The organism is Streptomyces sp. NPDC030991, from assembly GCF_055571235.1.
The window spans coordinates 37,077-53,924 of record NZ_JBVIFR010000025.1; the positions used below are offsets into that span (position 1 = coordinate 37,077).

Annotated in this window: 10 protein-coding genes; 8 read left to right on the forward strand and 2 right to left on the reverse strand. The window is 71.2% G+C overall.

Features of this window, described 5'->3' with window-relative positions:
- The first annotated feature begins 2 nt into the window (after positions 1–2).
- Entirely contained in the window at positions 3–3,140 is a 3,138-nt protein-coding gene (locus ACZ45E_RS33755; RefSeq protein ID WP_468228385.1) for an endo-alpha-N-acetylgalactosaminidase family protein, read from the forward strand.
- Between the two features lie 358 nt (positions 3,141–3,498).
- Here ACZ45E_RS33755 and ACZ45E_RS33760 read toward each other — a convergent pair whose 3' ends face one another.
- On the reverse strand, positions 3,499–5,241 hold the full coding sequence (locus ACZ45E_RS33760; RefSeq protein ID WP_468228387.1) for a glycoside hydrolase family 35 protein: 1,743 nt from the start codon (positions 5,239–5,241) through the stop codon (positions 3,499–3,501).
- Between the two features lie 156 nt (positions 5,242–5,397).
- Between ACZ45E_RS33760 and ACZ45E_RS33765 the strand changes: the two genes are divergently transcribed.
- The 5 genes from ACZ45E_RS33765 to ACZ45E_RS33785 all read left to right on the forward strand — a co-directional run bounded on the left by ACZ45E_RS33765 (position 5,398) and on the right by ACZ45E_RS33785 (position 12,287).
- Positions 5,398–6,285 carry a helix-turn-helix domain-containing protein gene (locus ACZ45E_RS33765; protein WP_468228389.1) on the forward strand — a complete coding sequence of 296 codons (888 nt, stop codon included), beginning with the start codon at positions 5,398–5,400 and terminating at the stop codon, positions 6,283–6,285.
- A gap of 6 nt (positions 6,286–6,291) precedes the next feature.
- Positions 6,292–6,624: a chorismate mutase gene (locus ACZ45E_RS33770; RefSeq protein WP_468228392.1), complete on the forward strand. Its 333-nt coding sequence runs from the start codon at positions 6,292–6,294 to the stop codon at positions 6,622–6,624.
- A 42-nt stretch (positions 6,625–6,666) separates the two neighbouring features.
- Positions 6,667–9,189 (forward strand): aminopeptidase N, encoded by a 2,523-nt coding sequence (gene pepN / locus ACZ45E_RS33775; protein WP_468228394.1) that lies wholly within the window; start codon positions 6,667–6,669, stop codon positions 9,187–9,189.
- 219 nt (positions 9,190–9,408) lie between these two features.
- Complete coding sequence (locus ACZ45E_RS33780) at positions 9,409–10,851, forward strand: pyridoxal phosphate-dependent decarboxylase family protein (protein WP_468228396.1); 1,443 nt, start codon at positions 9,409–9,411, stop codon at positions 10,849–10,851.
- Positions 10,848–12,287 carry a lysine N(6)-hydroxylase/L-ornithine N(5)-oxygenase family protein gene (locus ACZ45E_RS33785; protein WP_468228399.1) on the forward strand — a complete coding sequence of 480 codons (1,440 nt, stop codon included), beginning with the start codon at positions 10,848–10,850 and terminating at the stop codon, positions 12,285–12,287. The genes ACZ45E_RS33780 and ACZ45E_RS33785 overlap by 4 nt, the downstream gene beginning before the upstream one ends.
- A gap of 221 nt (positions 12,288–12,508) precedes the next feature.
- Here ACZ45E_RS33785 and ACZ45E_RS33790 read toward each other — a convergent pair whose 3' ends face one another.
- Positions 12,509–14,356, reverse strand: coding sequence for a bifunctional metallophosphatase/5'-nucleotidase (locus ACZ45E_RS33790; protein WP_468228402.1), 1,848 nt, complete (start codon positions 14,354–14,356; stop codon positions 12,509–12,511).
- A 174-nt stretch (positions 14,357–14,530) separates the two neighbouring features.
- Between ACZ45E_RS33790 and ACZ45E_RS33795 the strand changes: the two genes are divergently transcribed.
- Positions 14,531–15,238, forward strand: a complete 708-nt coding sequence (locus tag ACZ45E_RS33795) for an SIMPL domain-containing protein (protein WP_468228404.1) — start codon at positions 14,531–14,533, stop codon at positions 15,236–15,238.
- A gap of 154 nt (positions 15,239–15,392) precedes the next feature.
- Positions 15,393–16,829 carry a pyruvate kinase gene (gene pyk / locus ACZ45E_RS33800; protein ID WP_468228406.1) on the forward strand — a complete coding sequence of 479 codons (1,437 nt, stop codon included), beginning with the start codon at positions 15,393–15,395 and terminating at the stop codon, positions 16,827–16,829.
- Positions 16,830–16,848 lie beyond the last annotated feature (19 nt).

The following is a 16,848-nucleotide window of genomic DNA, read 5'->3' on the forward strand; positions in this document are numbered from 1 at the left end:
CGATGCCGAGCGCGAACCGGCCGGCCCCGACCGCGGGCGGGCCGGCCGATCCGACGGCGGCGCCGGCCGGACCCAGCCGCAGGGCCGTCGTCGCCGCCGGTGCCGCCGCGGGTACGAGCCTGGCCCTCGGCCTCACCGGCACCGCCACCGCCGCCGGTGGCGCGGCCGACACCCCGGGCACCGCCGTACTCCGCTCCCCGGGCCTCGACGTCCGCCTCGCCACCGCCTTCCCTGCCGTCGTCTCCTACACCGACCGAGCCACCGGCGCCGTCCTGCACGCCCAGCCGGAGCCGGTCACGACCCTGCTCATCGACGGCGTCGCGCACACCCCCGAGGTGACGGCCACGTTCGCCGACGGGCGCGCCGACTACCGGCTCGCCCTCCCCGGCGCCACCACCATCGACGTACGCATCACCGTCGAGGGCCACCGCGTCGACTGGCGCGTCACCCGCATCCGGGACACGGCCGCCCTGCGCGTCGGCACCCTCCAGATCCCCGGCCTCGCCCTGCTCTCCGTGCGCAGCGACCAGCCCGGCGCCGCGCTGCTCGCCGCGAAGGTGCAGCTCGACAAGGCCGCGAGCGGCGACACCCTGGTCACGCCGGAGGCCGACAGCCCCGCCGAGGCGCCGACCGGCTGCGCCTACGCCGTCGTGGCCCACGACACGCTCGGCGGCGCCATCGAGACCAACACCGTCTACGACAAGCCCGCCACCGGCACCACCTGGGAGAACGGCCGGCTGTGGCGGGAGACCGTCCGCGCGGACGGCCACACCGCCGTCCGGCTCGCCCCCGGCCAGTGGACGCACCGCGCCGCCACCGCCCCCGTCGACGCCACCGAACCGCTCCCGTACGCCACGGTGATCATCACCGGGGACCGCAACGGCGACGGAGTCGTCGACTGGCAGGACGCCGCGATCGCCTTCCGGTCCATCGCCGTCACCCCGCGCGGCGCCGACGAGCAGCACCTGCGGGTCGTCCCGCACATCCCGTTCAACTTCGCCTCGCAGGCCACCAACCCGTTCCTCGACACCCTCGACAACGTCAAGCGCATCCACCTCGCCACCGACGGGCTGCGCCAGTACACCCTCCTGAAGGGCTACCAGTCCGAGGGCCACGACTCCGCGCACCCCGACTACGCCGGGAACTACAACACGCGCGCGGGCGGCCTCGACGACCTCAACACCCTGGTCCGTGCGGGCGCCGAGTGGAACAGCGACTTCGGCGTGCACGTCAACGCCACCGAGTCCTACCCCGTCGCCCACGCCTTCTCCGAGACCCTCGTCGACAAGAGCGACGAGCAGTGGGACTGGCTCGACCAGAGCTACCGCATCGACCAGCGCCGCGACCTGGTCTCCGGTGACATCATCAAGCGCTTCGCCGACCTGCGCCGCGACACCGACCCCGCCCTGAACACCCTCTACATCGACGTGTTCCGCGAGTCCGGCTGGACCTCCGACCGGCTCCAGCGCGCCTTCCGCGAACAGAGCTGGAACGTCACCACCGAATGGGGCCACGGCTTCGAACGCTCCGCCCTGTGGTCGCACTGGGCCACCGAGACCGACTACGGCCCCGACACCTCGCGCGGCATCAACTCCCGCCTGATCCGCTTCGTCCGCCACCACCAGAAGGATGTCTTCGCCGACAAGTGGCCGACCCTCCTCGGCGTCGCCCGCATGGGCAACTTCGAGGGCTGGACCGGCAAGACCGACTGGACCTCCTTCTACCGGCTGATCTGGACGCACTCACTGCCCGCCAAGTACCTCCAGGCGCAGCCCATCAAGACGTGGGGCGAGCACGAGATCACCTTCTTCGGCGCCGCCGCCACCAGCGTCAGCGACGCCACCGGCAGCCGCCGCATCACCACCGACGGCCGCCTCGTCTACGACGGCGGCAGCTACCTCCTGCCGTGGGAGCCGCGCAAGGCCACCGACCCGGCGAAGCTGTACCACTACAACCCCGGGGGCGGCCGCACCGGCTGGCAGCTCCCACGCGCGTGGGCGGGCCTTTCCCGCGTCGCCCTGTACCGGCTCACCGACCAGGGCCGCGTCTTCGTCACCTACGTACCTGTCACCGCCGGCAAGATCACGCTCGACGTCGACGCCGACCAGCCGTACGTCCTCTACCGGCGCCGCACCGACCTGGACCGCGACCCCGACTGGGGCCAGGGCACCCCGCTGCACGACCCCGGCTTCCACTCCGGCTCCCTCAAGGGCTGGCAGGTCACCGGGCCCGCGTCCGTCGAACGCAGCGACCTCGGCGACCACGAACTCGTCATCGCGCCCGGCGCCGCCGCCACCGTCGCCCAGCGGCTGACCCGGCTCGCCCCCGGCACCTACGCCGCGTCCGTCCAGGTCGAGGTCGGGGCCACGGCGGGCGAACGCCGCAGGGCGTCCCTCGAGGTGCGCACCGCCGACGGTGTCACCGCCGCCAACTGGACGGACACGTCGACCGCCGTCAATCAGGTCGCCGCCGACCGCAAGCACGACACCCGTTTCCAGCGGATGTTCACCTACTTCACCGTCCCCGAAGGCGGCGGCCCGGTCACCCTCACCCTGCGCGCCGCGGCCGGCCCCGCCCGCGTCCGCTTCGACAACGTGCGCGTCGCCGCGGCCGTACGGCCCACTCCGCCCCGGGGCGCCCTCGCGCACGAGGACTTCGAACATGTGCCGCAGGGCTGGGGCCCCTTCGTGAAGGGCGACGCGGGCGGCTCCACCGACCCGCGCACCCACATCGCCCAGCGCCACGCCCCGTTCACGCAGCGCGGCTGGAACGGCAAGACCATCGACGACGTCATCGACGGCACCCAGTCCCTCAAGTCACGCGGCGAGAACACCGGCCTCGTCTACCGCACGGTCCCGCACACCGTCCGCTTCACCCCCGGCAAGCGGTACCGCGTCCGCCTGCGGTACGAGTGCGAGCTGGCCGGCCAGTACGCCTGGGTCACCGGCGCCGACAGCCCCGCGTCGCGGGAGCTGAGCCGTCAGGACCTGCCCGTGGCGGTGGCCCCCAGCACCCTGGAGTACGAGTTCACCGCGCCGGCGGCGGGGGAGGCGTGGGTGGGGCTGCGCAAGGTCGGCGACCACGGCACGGCCGAGTTCACCCTGGACGCGTTCGAGGTCGTCCCGCTGACCGGGGCCTGACCGGGGCCTGACCGCTGCCGCTGCGTGCCGGGCCCCCGGCCGCCCGGCGCGATCCCTGGGATGCGCACGCCATGCGCATCCCAGGGACCGCGGGCCACCGCGCGACCAGCCACAACGCATCCGTACCCGCAACGCGTCCGTACCCGCCGCCGCGCCCGCAACGCGTCCGTACCCGCAACGCGTCCGTACCCGCAGCCGCGCCCGCAACGCGTCCGTACCCGCAACGCATCCGTACCCCCAGCCGCGCCCGTACCCGCAGCCGCGTCCCTGTCCGGGGGACGACCCGGCGCCCCCGCAGGCTCGTCCGGCAGCCGGCCATGGCGTCCGTGCCACCCGCCCAGGCCCCCGCGCCCGCCCCTCAGCGGAGCATCACGCGCGGCTCACCCGCGCTGTCCGTCTCCAGCACCCACACCTCGTTGCGCCCCTCCCGCAGCACCGGGCCGGGCACGTACAGAGAGCCCTGCGGCCCGGCGGCCCAGTACCGTCCAAGACAGAACCCGTTCACCCACACGAACCCCCGGGTCCACCCCGCCAGTTCGAGCGCGGCGTCCCCCGCCCCGGACACCTCGAACGAACCGCGGTACAGACCGGGCTCCCCACCGTTCGGCGTCCCGTACGCCATCCCCGCCACCGCCGAAGGCGTGAACGCGTCGAGGCGCAGCCCCCGGGCCCGCACCCCGTGCAGGTACTGCCGCTCGTGCAGCAGCCCGCCCGTGATCCCCTTCGGCTCACCCGTGCGGGGACCGTAGTTGACCCGCCCGAGCGACTCCACCCACAGCTCCACGCGCGCGTGCCCCGCCACGGGCTCCGCCAGCTCCGGCTCCGCCTCCGTGAGGACCCCGGCCCGCCGCCCGTCGACACGGACCACGGCGATGTCCCGCAGTCCGCTCGCCCGCAACGGGTACGGCCGGCGCGGCCCCGGCACGGTCACCGCGTACCGCACCAGGCCACGGTCCACGTCCAGCTCCTCGAACGACGGCGGCACCGCATGCTCCGACTCCGGGCCGCCCAGCGCCTCCAGCACCCCGTCCAGCGGCGTGAAAGCGTTCAGCCCGGCCGTCACGGGCCCGGCCAGCACCGGCGGCGGCTGCGGCACCTCGGGCAGCGGCTCGCGCGCGTACCGGCCGAGGATCTCCCGGAACAGCCAGAACTTCTCGGTGGGGCGGCCGAACTCGTCGACCGGCGCCCCGTAGTCGTACGACGTGACGTCCGGCTCCAGCACCCCGTCGTGCAGCTCACCACCCCGGTTCGCCCCCGCCCAGCCGCCGAAGCTCGTCCCCCCGTGCGCCATGTACAGATTGACCGACGCCCCGCACTCCAGGATCTCCTCCAGCGCCCGCGCCGCGTCCCGCGGATCCCGTTCGACATGCTCGGCGCCCCAGTGGTCGAACCAGCCGCACCAGAACTCCATGCACATCAGCGGCCCCTTCGGCCGGTGCTCGCGCAGCGTCGCGAAACCCTCACGCGCGTGGGAGCCGAAATTCGCCGTGGCGAGGATGCCCGGGACCGAACCGCCCGTCAGCATGTGGTCCTCGGGCCCGTCCGACGTGAACAGCGGCACGCTCACCCCGAGCGTCACAAGAAGGTCGGCGAGAGACCGGAGGTAACGGGCGTCCGAACCGTAACTGCCGTACTCGTTCTCCACCTGCACCATGATCACCGGGCCGCCCCGGTCGATCTGCCGCTCCACGATCTGCGGCAACAGCACCCGGAACCAGCGCTCCACCGGCGACAAGAACTCCGCGTCCCTGGTCCGCACCCGCGCCCCCAAAGGCCCCGTCACCCAGTGCGGCAGCCCGCCGTTCTCCCACTCGGCGCACATGTAGGGGCCCGGCCGGACGATCACCCACAGCCCCGCCTCGCGCGCCGCGTCCAGGAAGCGGCCCACCGCCGCCACGTCACGCACCTCACCGGGGCGCGGCTCGTGCAGGTTCCACGGGACGTACGTCTCCACGCAGTTCAGGCCCATCGCCCTCAGCATCCGCAGCCGGTGCGCCCACTGCTCCTCGTGCACCCGGAAATAGTGCAAGGCGCCCGACAGCAGCCGCACCGGCCGGCCGTCCACCTCGAAGTCGTCCTCGCCCACCCTGAACTCGGCCATCACGTGCTCCTCCGTGCCCGATAGGCACCTCACCTACCGGCCGCCACCTTCACCTCTGGCGGGCGACCGGGTCCATGGACAAAGATCGGCTGGTGTTGGACGCGGGACCACACCCCCGACGCCACGGACCAGGACAAGCACCACGGGAGGGGACACATGTCCACATACCACACCTGGATGCGGTACTTCACACCCAGCCCGGTCCACCACCGCCTCGGCCTGGTCTGCCTCGGCGTGGGGCTCCAGCACGGACTGCTCCCCACCGTCGGACCCCGCACCCTCGACCACCACGTCGCCGTCGTCGTCACCGCGGGCAGCGGCTGGTTCCAGAACCCCGACGGCCACCGCACCCGCGTCACCGCCCCCGCCCTCATCTGGCTCACCCCCGGCCGCCCCCACCACTACGGCGCCGACCCCCACACCGGCTGGGACGAATGCTTCGTCGACTTCACCGGCCCCGCCACCACCACGTACACCGAACTCGGCTACATCGAACCCGACCGGCCCCTCGTCCCCCTCTCCGACGCCGCCCCCGCCCGCGCCGCCGTCGGCCGCATCGCCCGCGCCGCCCGCCGCGGCAACCCCCTCCTCGAAGTCGAGACCGGCGCCGCAGTCCACGAACTCCTCGTCGCCCTGCGCCGCGCCCGCGCCGACATCGCCCCCGACGGCGACCCCGTCCTGCACGCACTCGCCCGCGACGCCTTCCAACCGCTGTCCGTCGCCGAACACGCCGCCCGGCACGGCATGACCCCCGCCGAACTACGCACCGCCGTCCGCAGAGGCGCCGGATGCAGCCCCAAGGACTACCTCCTCGGCATCCGCCTCGGCCGCGCCAAGGAACTCCTCGCCGCCACCGAACTGCCCGTCGCCGCCGTCGCCCGCCGCGTCGGCTACGACGACCCCGCCTACTTCTCCCGCCTGTTCACCCGCCGCGTCGGCACCGCACCCGTCCGCTTCCGCGAACAGCAGGGCCGCGCCGTACCCGGCGGCTGGTCCGACCGCATCCCCGACCCCGACGACCCACCGATGCTCCACGTAGGCTGACCTGTCATGACTCCCAGCACGCCCGCACCCGAGCCGTCGGTCGACCCGGCCGTCCGCGCCGAACTCGCCCGACTCCGCGACAGCATCGACAACATCGACGCCGCCGTCGTCCACATGCTCGCCGAGCGCTTCAAATGCACCCAGCAAGTAGGACACCTCAAGGCCGAACACGCACTACCCCCGGCGGACCCCGCCCGCGAAGGCCGCCAGATCGAACGCCTGCGCCAGCTCGCCGAGAACGCCAAACTGGACCCGGCCTTCGCCGAGAAATTCCTCAACTTCATCATCAGCGAGGTCATCCGCCACCACGAGCAGATCGCCGAGGACAGCAAGCGCTGACCGGCCCCGCCCGATGTCAGAGGCGTACGGCACCATGACCCCATGCCCGTACTGACGCGCGACGAAGCGCAGACCCGAGCCCGGCTCATCGACGTCCAGCGGTACACCGTCGACCTCGATCTCACCCGCGGCAGCGACACCTTCCCCTCCCGCACCGTGATCCGGTTCACCGCGCGCACCGCGGGCTCCACCTTCGTCGAGCTCAAACCCGCCGAGCTGCACTCCGTCACCCTCGACGGAGAACCCCTCGACCTCACAGGACCCGCCGCCCTCACCGGCAACCGACTGCCGCTCACCGGCCTCACCGAAGGCCCCCACGAGCTGCGCGTCGACGCCCTCATGCGCTACTCGCACACCGGCGAGGGCATGCACCGCTTCACCGACCCCACCGACGGCGAAGCGTACGTGTACACACAGCTGTTCATGGAGGACGTCCAGCGCGTCTTCGCCGCCTTCGACCAGCCCGACCTGAAGGCACTCTTCGACCTCACCGTCACCGCCCCCGAAGGCTGGACCGTCCTCGCCAACAGCGTCACCGAGCACCTGGGGGAGGGGAAGTGGCAAGCCGCCACCACCCCGCTGCTCTCCACGTACCTCGTCGCCGTTGCCGCCGGACCCTGGCACTCCATCCGCACCGAGCACCGCGGCCTCCCCTTCGGCCTGCACTGCCGCCGCTCACTCGCACCCCACCTCGACGCCGACGCCGACGAGATCCTCGACATCACCCGCGCGTGCTTCGACCGCTACCACGAGAAGTTCACGGAGCCCTACCCCTTCGACTCCTACGACCAGGCGTTCGTCCCCGAGTTCAACGCCGGCGCCATGGAGAACCCCGGACTCGTCACCTTCCGCGACGAATTCGTCTACCGCTCCGCCGTCACCGACACCGAGCGCCAGACCCGCGCCATGGTCGTCGCCCACGAAATGGCCCACATGTGGTTCGGCGACCTCGTCACCCTCCAGTGGTGGGACGACATCTGGCTGAACGAGTCGTTCGCCGAGTACATGGGCTACCAGACCCTCACCGAAGCCACCCGCTTCACCGATACCTGGGTCGACTTCGGCATCGCCCGCAAAGCCTGGGGCTACGACGCCGACCAGCGCCCCTCCACCCACCCCGTCGCCCCCGAAGCCGTCGAGGACACCGCCTCCGCCCTCCTCAACTTCGACGGGATCTCCTACGCCAAGGGCGCCAGCGCCCTGCGCCAACTCGTCACCTGGCTCGGCGAGAAGGACTTCCTCGCCGGCATCAACACCCACTTCGAACGCCACAAGTTCGCCAACGCCACCCTCGCCGACTTCATCGACTCCCTCGCCTCAGCGACCGCAGGCACCGACCGCGACGTCCACACCTGGGCCGACGCCTGGCTGCGCACCACCGGAGTCGACACCCTCACCGCCCACGTCACCGAGGCCACGGACCAGGACAGCTGGACCCTCACCGTCGACCGCACCGGCAGCCGCCCCCACCGCATCGCCGTCGGCCTCTACGACCGCGACCCCGCCGACCCCCGCGCCCTCGTCCTGCGCGAGCGCCTCGACACCGACGTCCCCGGCGGACCCCGGACCTTCCACGGCCCCCGCCCCGCCCTGATCGTCCCCAACGACCAGGACCTCACCTACGCCAAGGTCCGCCTCGACCCCGCCTCCCAGGAAGCGGCCCTGCGCGGCATCTCCGGCGTCCCCGACCCGCTCACCCGCGCCGTCCTGTGGAACACGCTGCGCGACATGGTCCGCGACGGCCGGCTCGAACCCGCCACCTACCTGGAGACCGCCGGCGCCCACCTCGCCGACGAAAGCGACCTCGCCCTCGTCCAGGGGGTCCTCGCCTTCGCCCGCACCCAGGTCGCCGACCGCTTCACCACCCCCGCCGAGCGGCCCGCCGCCCTCACCCTCATCGCCGGGCTCTGCGCCGACCTCCTGCACCGCACCACGGACGGCGACCATCCCGGCCTGCGCCTCACCGCCGTACGCCACTCCATCGACGCCGCCCAGCACGCCGACACCCTCCGCGACTGGCTCGACTCCAACACGGTCCCCGGCGGCCCCGACCTCGACCCCGAACTGCGCTGGCGCATCCTTGGCCGCCTCAGCGTCCTCGGCGCCGTCGACGACGCCGTCATCGAGGCCGAACTCGCCCACGACCCCAGCGCCACCGGACAAGAAGGCGCCGCCCGCTGCCGCGCCGCCCTGCCCGACCCCCAGGCCAAGGAAGCCGCCTGGACCGCCCTGTTCACCACCGACCCCGCGGAGGAACTCTCCAACTACCTCTTCACCGCCACCGCCCAGGGCTTCTGGCAGCCCGAACAGAGCGACCTGCTGCGCCGCTACGTCCCCCGCTACTTCACCGACGCCACCGCCCTCGCCGACCGCCGCGGACCCGCCATCGCCGAAGCCGCCGGACGCCACGCGTTCCCCGCCCACGCCATCGACGAGGACACCCTCCGCCTGGGCCACCAGTGCCTCACCGCAGGCACCCCCACCCCCGCCCTGCGCCGCAAACTCACCGACCAGCTCGACGACCTGTCCCGAGCCCTGAAGGTCCGCACAGCCCACCAGCGCTGACCGCCCCGCGCCCCGGGACCCGGACCCCCGGCCCCGGGGCGCCACCGCCACCGACAGCCGCCCTATACACCACCAACACCCCTTCCCCGCCCGGGAGTACCCCTTTCGGGTTTTTCTCCCCCCGAATCACCGAACACGCCCTTCGGCAACGTCCAAGACTGAACGAGCACGGCCCTGTGGCCCCTGCCCGCCCACCAGTCACAGACCCGAAGGACACCCATGAGCAGCACCCCGCCCCTCGCCGGAGGCACCCAGGGCCCCGACGCCCTGCGGCCCCTGCTCGCCACCGTCCTCGAAGCCCTCCACGACGGCGCCACCCGCCGCGCCGGACCCCTCCCCGCCGGCGGCCCCCACCCCGTCGCCGCCCGACTGCGGGAAGAAGCGGGAACCCTCCTCCCCGACCAGGGAACGGGCGCCGACCACGCCCTGCGCACCCTCGTCACCGCACTCACCGAAGGCGCCGCCGACCCCGCCGACCCGCTCTGCGCCGCCCACCTGCACTGCCCCCCACTCGCCGTCGCCACCGCCGCCGACCTCGCCGCCAGCGCCCTCAACCCCTCCATGGACTCCTGGGACCAGGCCCCCGCCGCCTCCGCCCTCGAAGACCTCGTGACCGCCACCCTCACCCGCGAGGTCTACGGCGACACCACCTCCCCTGACAGCACTGACAGCACTGACAGCACTGACGACGCTGACAGCGCCCACGGCGCCGACGCCCTCGTCACCACCGGCGGCACCGAAGCCAACCAACTCGCCGTCCTCCTCGCCCGCGAGACCACCCCCCACGCCGGCCCCCTCCACCTCCTCGTCGGCGCCAACGCCCACCACAGCCTCGCCCGCGCCGCCTGGCTCCTCGGCCTCCCCGAACCCCTCACCGTGCCCGCCCCGGGCGGCACCCTCGACCCCGCCGCCCTCGACGAGGCCCTCACCGACCTCCCCGGCACCAAACTCGTCACCGCCACCGCGGGCACCACCGACGCCGGCCTCATCGACCCCCTCCCCGAGATCGCCGACGTCTGCGCACGACACGGCGCCCGCCTGCACATCGACGCCGCCTACGGCGCGGGCCTCCTGTTCAGCGCCCGCCACCGCGCCCGCCTCGACGGCCTCGCCCGCGCCCACACCGTCACCCTCGACCTGCACAAACTCGGCTGGCAACCCGTCGCCGCAGGCGTCATCGCCGTACGCGACCGCACCGACCTGCACACCCTCACCCACCAAGCCGACTACCTCAACGCCGACGACGACACCGAAGCCGGCCTGCCCGACCTCCTCGGCCGCTCCCTGCGCACCAGCCGCCGCCCCGACATCCTCAAGATCGCCGTCACCCTCAAAGCCCTCGGCCGCACCGGACTCGGCGCCCTCACCGACCAGGTCATCGCCCTCGCCCACCACCTGGCCGGACTCATCGCCGCCCACCCCGACCTCGAGCTGTACGACACCCCCACCCTCTCCACCGTCCTCTTCCGCCCCCACGGCGCCGACGACCACGCCATCGCCGCCATCCGCCGCGCCCTGCTCACCGAAGGCCGCGCCGTCCTCGGCCGCGCCCGCACCGACGACGGCACCCTCTGGCTCAAAGCCACCCTGCTCAACCCGCACACCGAACCGGGCGACCTCGCCGCCCTCCTCAAACTGGTGGAAGGACACACGCCCCGATGACCGCTGCGTCAGCCGCGCCCACCCCACACCCCACCCGCCCCACCGACGCACCCCGCGACCTCGTCGGCATCGGCATCGGCCCCTTCAACCTCTCCCTCGCCGCCCTCGCCCACCCCCTCACCGAACTCGACACCGCCTTCTACGACCAGCGCCCCGCCTTCCACTGGCACCCCGGCCTCCTCATCGACGGAACCACCCTCCAAGTCCCCTTCCTCGCCGACCTGGTGACCCTCGCCGACCCCACCAGCCAGTGGACCTTCCTCAACTACCTGAAAACCCGCGAACGCCTCTTCCCCTTCTACTTCACCGAGCGATTCCACATCCAGCGCGCCGAATACGACGCCTACTGCCGCTGGGTCAGCGAGAACCTCCCCGGCCTGCACTTCTCCCACCAGGTCGACGCCGTCCGCTGGAACCCCGAACGCGCCCTGTTCGAGGTCGACTTCACCCAACTCGACGCCGCAGGCGAAGCCGAAGCCCTCGGCCGCACCTACACCAGGAACATCGCCCTCGGAATCGGCACCGAGCCCTACGTCCCCGAACCCCTCAAACCCCTCGCCGAGACCCCCACCGTCCCCGTCATCCACTCCGCCGACTACCTCACCCACCGCGAACGCCTGCTCGCCGCCGACCACATCACCGTCATCGGCTCAGGACAGTCCGGCGCCGAGATCTTCCTCGACCTGCTCCGCGCCCGCCCCGCCGGCCACGAGAAGATCCACTGGCTCGCCCGCACCGAAGCCTTCGCACCCATGGAGTACTCCAAGCTCGGCCTCGAACACTTCACCCCCGACCACACCCACTACTTCCACCAGCTCCCCGAAGCCGAACGCGACCGGCTCCTCCCCGCCCAATGGCAGCTCCACAAAGGCATCGACACCGACACCATCGCCGCCATCCACGAAGAGCTCTACCGACGCACCCTCCACGGCGGCTGGCCCGACGCCACCCTCACCCCCGGCGTCAGCGTCCGCACCGCCGGCCGCGTCGCCACCACCAAAGTCGAACTCCACCTCGAACACCGCCGCCAAGGCACCCGCTCCCGCCTCACCACCGACGCCGTCGTCCTCGCCACCGGCTACAAAGAACGCCCCCTCGACCAACTCCTCACCGGACTCGACCCCTACCTCCGCCGCGACAGCGCCGAACGCCCCCGCATCGACGAACAGTTCCGCCTCGTCCTCGACCCCTCCGTCCGAGGCACCGTCTACGTACAGAACGCCGAACGCCACACCCACGGCGTCGGCGCCCCCGACCTCGGACTCGCCGCCTGGCGCAGCGCCACCATCCTCAACACCCTCACCGGCAACGACCCCTACCCCCAGCCCCGCCGCACCGCCTTCACCACATTCGGCCTCACCCCACACGACCACCGCGCCCCCCGCCCCGGACACCAGGACGGAGAGCGCGGCCACCTCATCAAACTCCAGGGCTAGCGACGGGGACTAGGGCGTGTTTCGAAAGTCCTGCCTGCCCCGCGGCGTCTGGCACGCACGCTCGCCGCGTTGCCGGAACGCCCGCATAGCTCCGCTATGCCCGCGTTGCCGGAACGCCCGCATAGCTCCGCTATGAGGGCGCCCCGGCGCCTTGCGATCGCACGCACCAGACGCCGCGGGGCCCGCCCTTCGGGCGGACGACGGGACTTTCGACACACGCCCTAGAACACCGGCGTCCCGTCCCGCGTCAGCCGCCAGCCCACCGACGCGAAGTCAGCCGGATCCAGAACACCCTTCGCCGTCACCCACTCCGCGATCCGCGTACGGATCTCCGTCGACTCCGACCACAGCTCCTGCGCCGACGCCACATGCGGGAACGCGCCACCACCGTTCGCCCGATAGTTGTTCACCGCGAACACGAACCGCGCCGCGTCATCCAGCTCCACCCCACCGAACTTCAGATTCCTGATCCGCGAACCCGCCGGCTGCGCTATGTCGATGTCGTACGTCAACCCCGAGACGTAGTCGTAGTTGTAGTCCGGCCGGTTCTCCGCGTTCGTCAACTTCTCGACGTCCACCACCGCGCCCGCCGCCGTCCGCACGAAGTACTGCGCCGAAAACTCCAGGTACGCCCGCACCTGCGCACCCGTCAGCAACTTCGCCACCAGCGTGTTGTCGTACACATACAGACCCGACAGATCGCGGATCGTCACCTCACCCGCCGGAATCTCCGACGTCCGCGAGAACGGCGACGCCTGCGACAGCACCGGCAACGACGCGTACTGCGTCGACTTCAGCGCCTCCGTCACCGCATCCGCCTGCACCTTGTTGATCAGATCGATGATCGGCGCGTCCTTGTAACGGGCGTCGACCGTCGTCAGCGTCGTCGTCGCCGAACCCACCACCTGGTTCACATACTTCACGACCAGCGCGTGCTCCTGCGCGAGCAACTTCGTGATCTTCGGATCGTCCGCCACGGACGCCGAGTTCAGCAGCTTCGACCTCACCGACTCGACCGACCAGCGGCCCTTCTCCCACACCAGCTCGAAGTCGAAGAGGGCCAGCCGCTCCGCGTAGCACAGCGGCTCCGCGAGGACGACCGGCCTGCCCGTCTTCTCGTTCGTCACGACCTGCTGCTCGATCTCCACGTGCGCGTGCCCGACCAGGATCGCGTCGATCCCCGGCACCTTCGCCGCCACATTGGCCGCCGCGTTCTCCACGTACGGCAACTGGTCGCCCCACGACGACGTACCCGACGCCCCCGTGTGCGCCGACACGATCACCACGTCCGCGCCCATCGACCGCAGCTTCGGCACCCACAGCGCCGCCTGCTCCTCGATCCCCGGGAACTTCAGCACACCCTGTACATACGCCTTGTCCCAGATCGCGATGCCCGGGTTCGTCAGCCCCAGGATCGCCACCTTCACGTCCTTGCCGTGCGGGGTGCGCAGCTTCTTGATGACGTACGGCTGGAAGGCCGGCTTCTCCGTCTTCGCGTCCACCGCGTTCGCCCCGAGCAGCGGGAACTTCAGCTGGGATTCGAACTTGCGCAGGGTGTCGATGCCGTAGTTGAACTCGTGGTTGCCCAGGGCCGCCGCGTCGTAGCCGATCGAGTTCATCGCCTGCGCCATCGGGTGCACTGGGCCGCCCTTGGCGGTGATCGGCTCCACGCGCGCGTAGTAGTACGTCAGCGGCGTCCCCTGGATCGTGTCACCCGCGTCGATCAGGAGCGTGTTGCCACGGCCCTTCTCCTCGCGCACCTGCTTCACCAGCGTCGAGATTCGCGAAAGGCCCTGCGCGTTGCCCGCCGTGTCCGTGTACGCGGCGTCCTTGTAGTAGTCCCAGTTGAAGACGTGACCGTGCAGATCCGTGGTGCCCATGACGGTGAACGAGTACCGCTTCCGCTTCCCCGCGCCATGGCCGTGCCCGTGCCCGTGCCCGTGCTCGTGCCCGTGCCCGTGGCCACGCTGCGCGGCGTCGGCGGCCGGCGCGGCCACGGCGCCGGTCAGAGCCGCCCCCACGCCCGTCGCGGCGGACTGTCCCAGAAACCTTCTGCGGTTCAACGGCATCTCTGTACTCCTCGGGGGCACCACTGGCTGAGAGTTCGACCGGCTACGGGTTCGACGCGGTCAACACACCTGTAACGCGCGTAGATTCTGGCGCAGAACACACCCCCGCAACACCCCCTGCAGGTTTCGATCCGATGTCCAGCCGCCGTCGGACACCGATGAGACAGTGGGCCCATGACACCCACACCCCCCGAACCCACCTCATACGGCACCCCCCAAGCACCCCGCATCGCCGTACGCGGCGAAGCCCACCTCGAAGCCGAACCCGAACTCGCCCGCATCGGCATCACCCTCCAAGCCCGCGGCACCGACCGCCGCACCACCCTCGACGACCTCACCCGCCGCAACACCACCGTCCTCGACCTCATCAAGACCTACGGCGACAGCGTCGAAAAACTGGAGACCGGCACCTTCTCCCTCACCCCCGAATTCACCAAACACGGCCGCGGCGAACGCATCCGCACCTACCACGGCCGCGTCCACCTCACCGCCGAACTCTCCGACTTCACCGCCCTCGGCGAACTCACCACCCGCCTCGCCGACCTCGACCTCACCAGCGTCGACGGACCCTGGTGGTCCCTGCGCCCCACCTCACCCGTCCACGCCCGGGCCCGCAGGCAAGCCGTCCACGAAGCCGTCCAGCGCGCCCGCGAATACGCCGACGCCCTCGACACCACCCTCGCCGCCCTTGTCGAACTCGCCGACATCGGCGCCGACGACCACACCTGGATGCAGCAGGAAGGCAGCCGCGGCCTGACCCGCGCCGCCTACGCCGGCGCCCCCGCCGACCACGACGCCCCCGCCCTCGACCTCGAACCCCAGCGCCAGCACATCCACGCCACCGTCAACGCCCGCTTCACCCTGCACCCACCGAAACTCTGACCCGATACCACAGGCGAGCAATATCGCTCATCAGAGCGCCCGCGCGCGCATATTCAAAACTTGGCGATGTTTGTCAATAGCCCTTCACGCAAAGGCTGTTGCGTAGTCGCTCCCAGCCAATTCTCTACCCACCGGTAAGCTCTAGGCTCGAACCATGCGCCGAGCAAAGATCGTCTGTACCCTGGGCCCCGCCACCGACTCGTACGAGCAGATCAAGGCACTCGTCGAAGCCGGAATGGACGTAGCCCGCTTCAACCTCAGCCACGGCACCTACGCCGAGCACGAGGAGCGCTACCAGCGCGTGCGAAAGGCCGCCGACGAGACCGGCCGCAGCGTCGGAATCCTCGCCGACCTTCAAGGCCCGAAGATCCGCCTCGGCCGCTTCAGCGAAGGCCCCGTACTACTTGAACGCGGCGACGACTTCACCATCACCGTCGAAGACGGCATCGAAGGCGACCGCCGGTGCTGCGGCACCACCTACAGCGGCCTCGCCGAAGACGTCACCACCGGGGAGCGCATCCTCGTCGACGACGGCAAAGTCAGCCTCCAGGTCACCGGCGTCGAAGGACCCCGCGTCCACACCCGGGTCGTCGAAGGCGGCATGGTCTCCGACCACAAGGGCCTCAACCTCCCCGGCGTCGCCGTCTCCGTCCCCGCACTCTCCGACAAGGACGAAGCAGACCTCCGCTGGGCCCTGCGCATCGGCGCCGACATCATCGCGCTCTCCTTCGTCCGCAGCGGACGCGACATCGAAGACGTCCACCGCATCATGACCGAGGAAGGCCGCCGCCTCCCCGTCATCGCCAAGGTGGAAAAACCCCAGGCAGTCGAGAACATCGACGACATCGTCGCCGCATTCGACGGCATCATGGTCGCCCGCGGCGACCTCGGCGTCGAAATGCCCCTCGAACAAGTCCCGATCGTGCAGAAGCGAGCCATCAAACTCGCCCAACGCAACGCGAAGCCGGTCATCGTCGCCACCCAGATGCTCGACTCCATGATCGACAACTCGCGACCGACCCGAGCCGAAGCGAGCGACGTCGCCAACGCCGTGATCGACGGCACCGACGCCGTCATGCTCTCCGGCGAAACCAGCGTCGGCAAATACCCCATCGAAACCGTCAAGACCATGGGCCGCATCGTCGAAGCAGCAGAGGAAGACATCCTCGCCAAGGGCCTCCCACCCCTCACCGACCGCAACAAACCCCGCACCCAGGGCGGCGCCGTCGCCCGCGCCGCAGCGGAAATGGGCGACTTCCTCGGCGCCAAATTCCTCGTCGCCTTCACCCAGTCCGGCGACACCGTCAAACGCCTCTCCCGCTACCGCTCCCCGATCCCCCTCCTCGCCTTCACCCCCGACAAAGCCACCCGCGCCCAGCTCAACCTCACCTGGGGCGTCGAAACCTTCCTCGGCCCGCACGTCGACTCCACCGACGCCATGGTCGCCCAGGTCGACGAAGAACTCCTGAAGATCGGCCGCTGCCAGAAAGGCGACACCGTCGTCATCACCGCCGGCTCCCCACCCGGCGTCGCCGGCTCCACCAACCTCGTCCGCATCCACCACATCGGCGAGGACGACACCCCGAACTGACGCACCACCGCACGCAATT

What these genes read in the sequence shown, in the direction of transcription:
- ACZ45E_RS33755 (WP_468228385.1), top strand. Translation starts at nt 3, where the DNA reads ATGCCGAGCGCGAACCGGCCGGCCCCGACCGCGGGCGGGCCGGCCGAT.
- ACZ45E_RS33760 (WP_468228387.1), bottom strand. Translation starts at nt 5,241, where the DNA reads ATGGCCGAGTTCAGGGTGGGCGAGGACGACTTCGAGGTGGACGGCCGG.
- ACZ45E_RS33765 (WP_468228389.1), top strand. Translation starts at nt 5,398, where the DNA reads ATGTCCACATACCACACCTGGATGCGGTACTTCACACCCAGCCCGGTC.
- ACZ45E_RS33770 (WP_468228392.1), top strand. Translation starts at nt 6,292, where the DNA reads ATGACTCCCAGCACGCCCGCACCCGAGCCGTCGGTCGACCCGGCCGTC.
- pepN (WP_468228394.1), top strand. Translation starts at nt 6,667, where the DNA reads ATGCCCGTACTGACGCGCGACGAAGCGCAGACCCGAGCCCGGCTCATC.
- ACZ45E_RS33780 (WP_468228396.1), top strand. Translation starts at nt 9,409, where the DNA reads ATGAGCAGCACCCCGCCCCTCGCCGGAGGCACCCAGGGCCCCGACGCC.
- ACZ45E_RS33785 (WP_468228399.1), top strand. Translation starts at nt 10,848, where the DNA reads ATGACCGCTGCGTCAGCCGCGCCCACCCCACACCCCACCCGCCCCACC.
- ACZ45E_RS33790 (WP_468228402.1), bottom strand. Translation starts at nt 14,356, where the DNA reads ATGCCGTTGAACCGCAGAAGGTTTCTGGGACAGTCCGCCGCGACGGGC.
- ACZ45E_RS33795 (WP_468228404.1), top strand. Translation starts at nt 14,531, where the DNA reads ATGACACCCACACCCCCCGAACCCACCTCATACGGCACCCCCCAAGCA.
- pyk (WP_468228406.1), top strand. Translation starts at nt 15,393, where the DNA reads ATGCGCCGAGCAAAGATCGTCTGTACCCTGGGCCCCGCCACCGACTCG.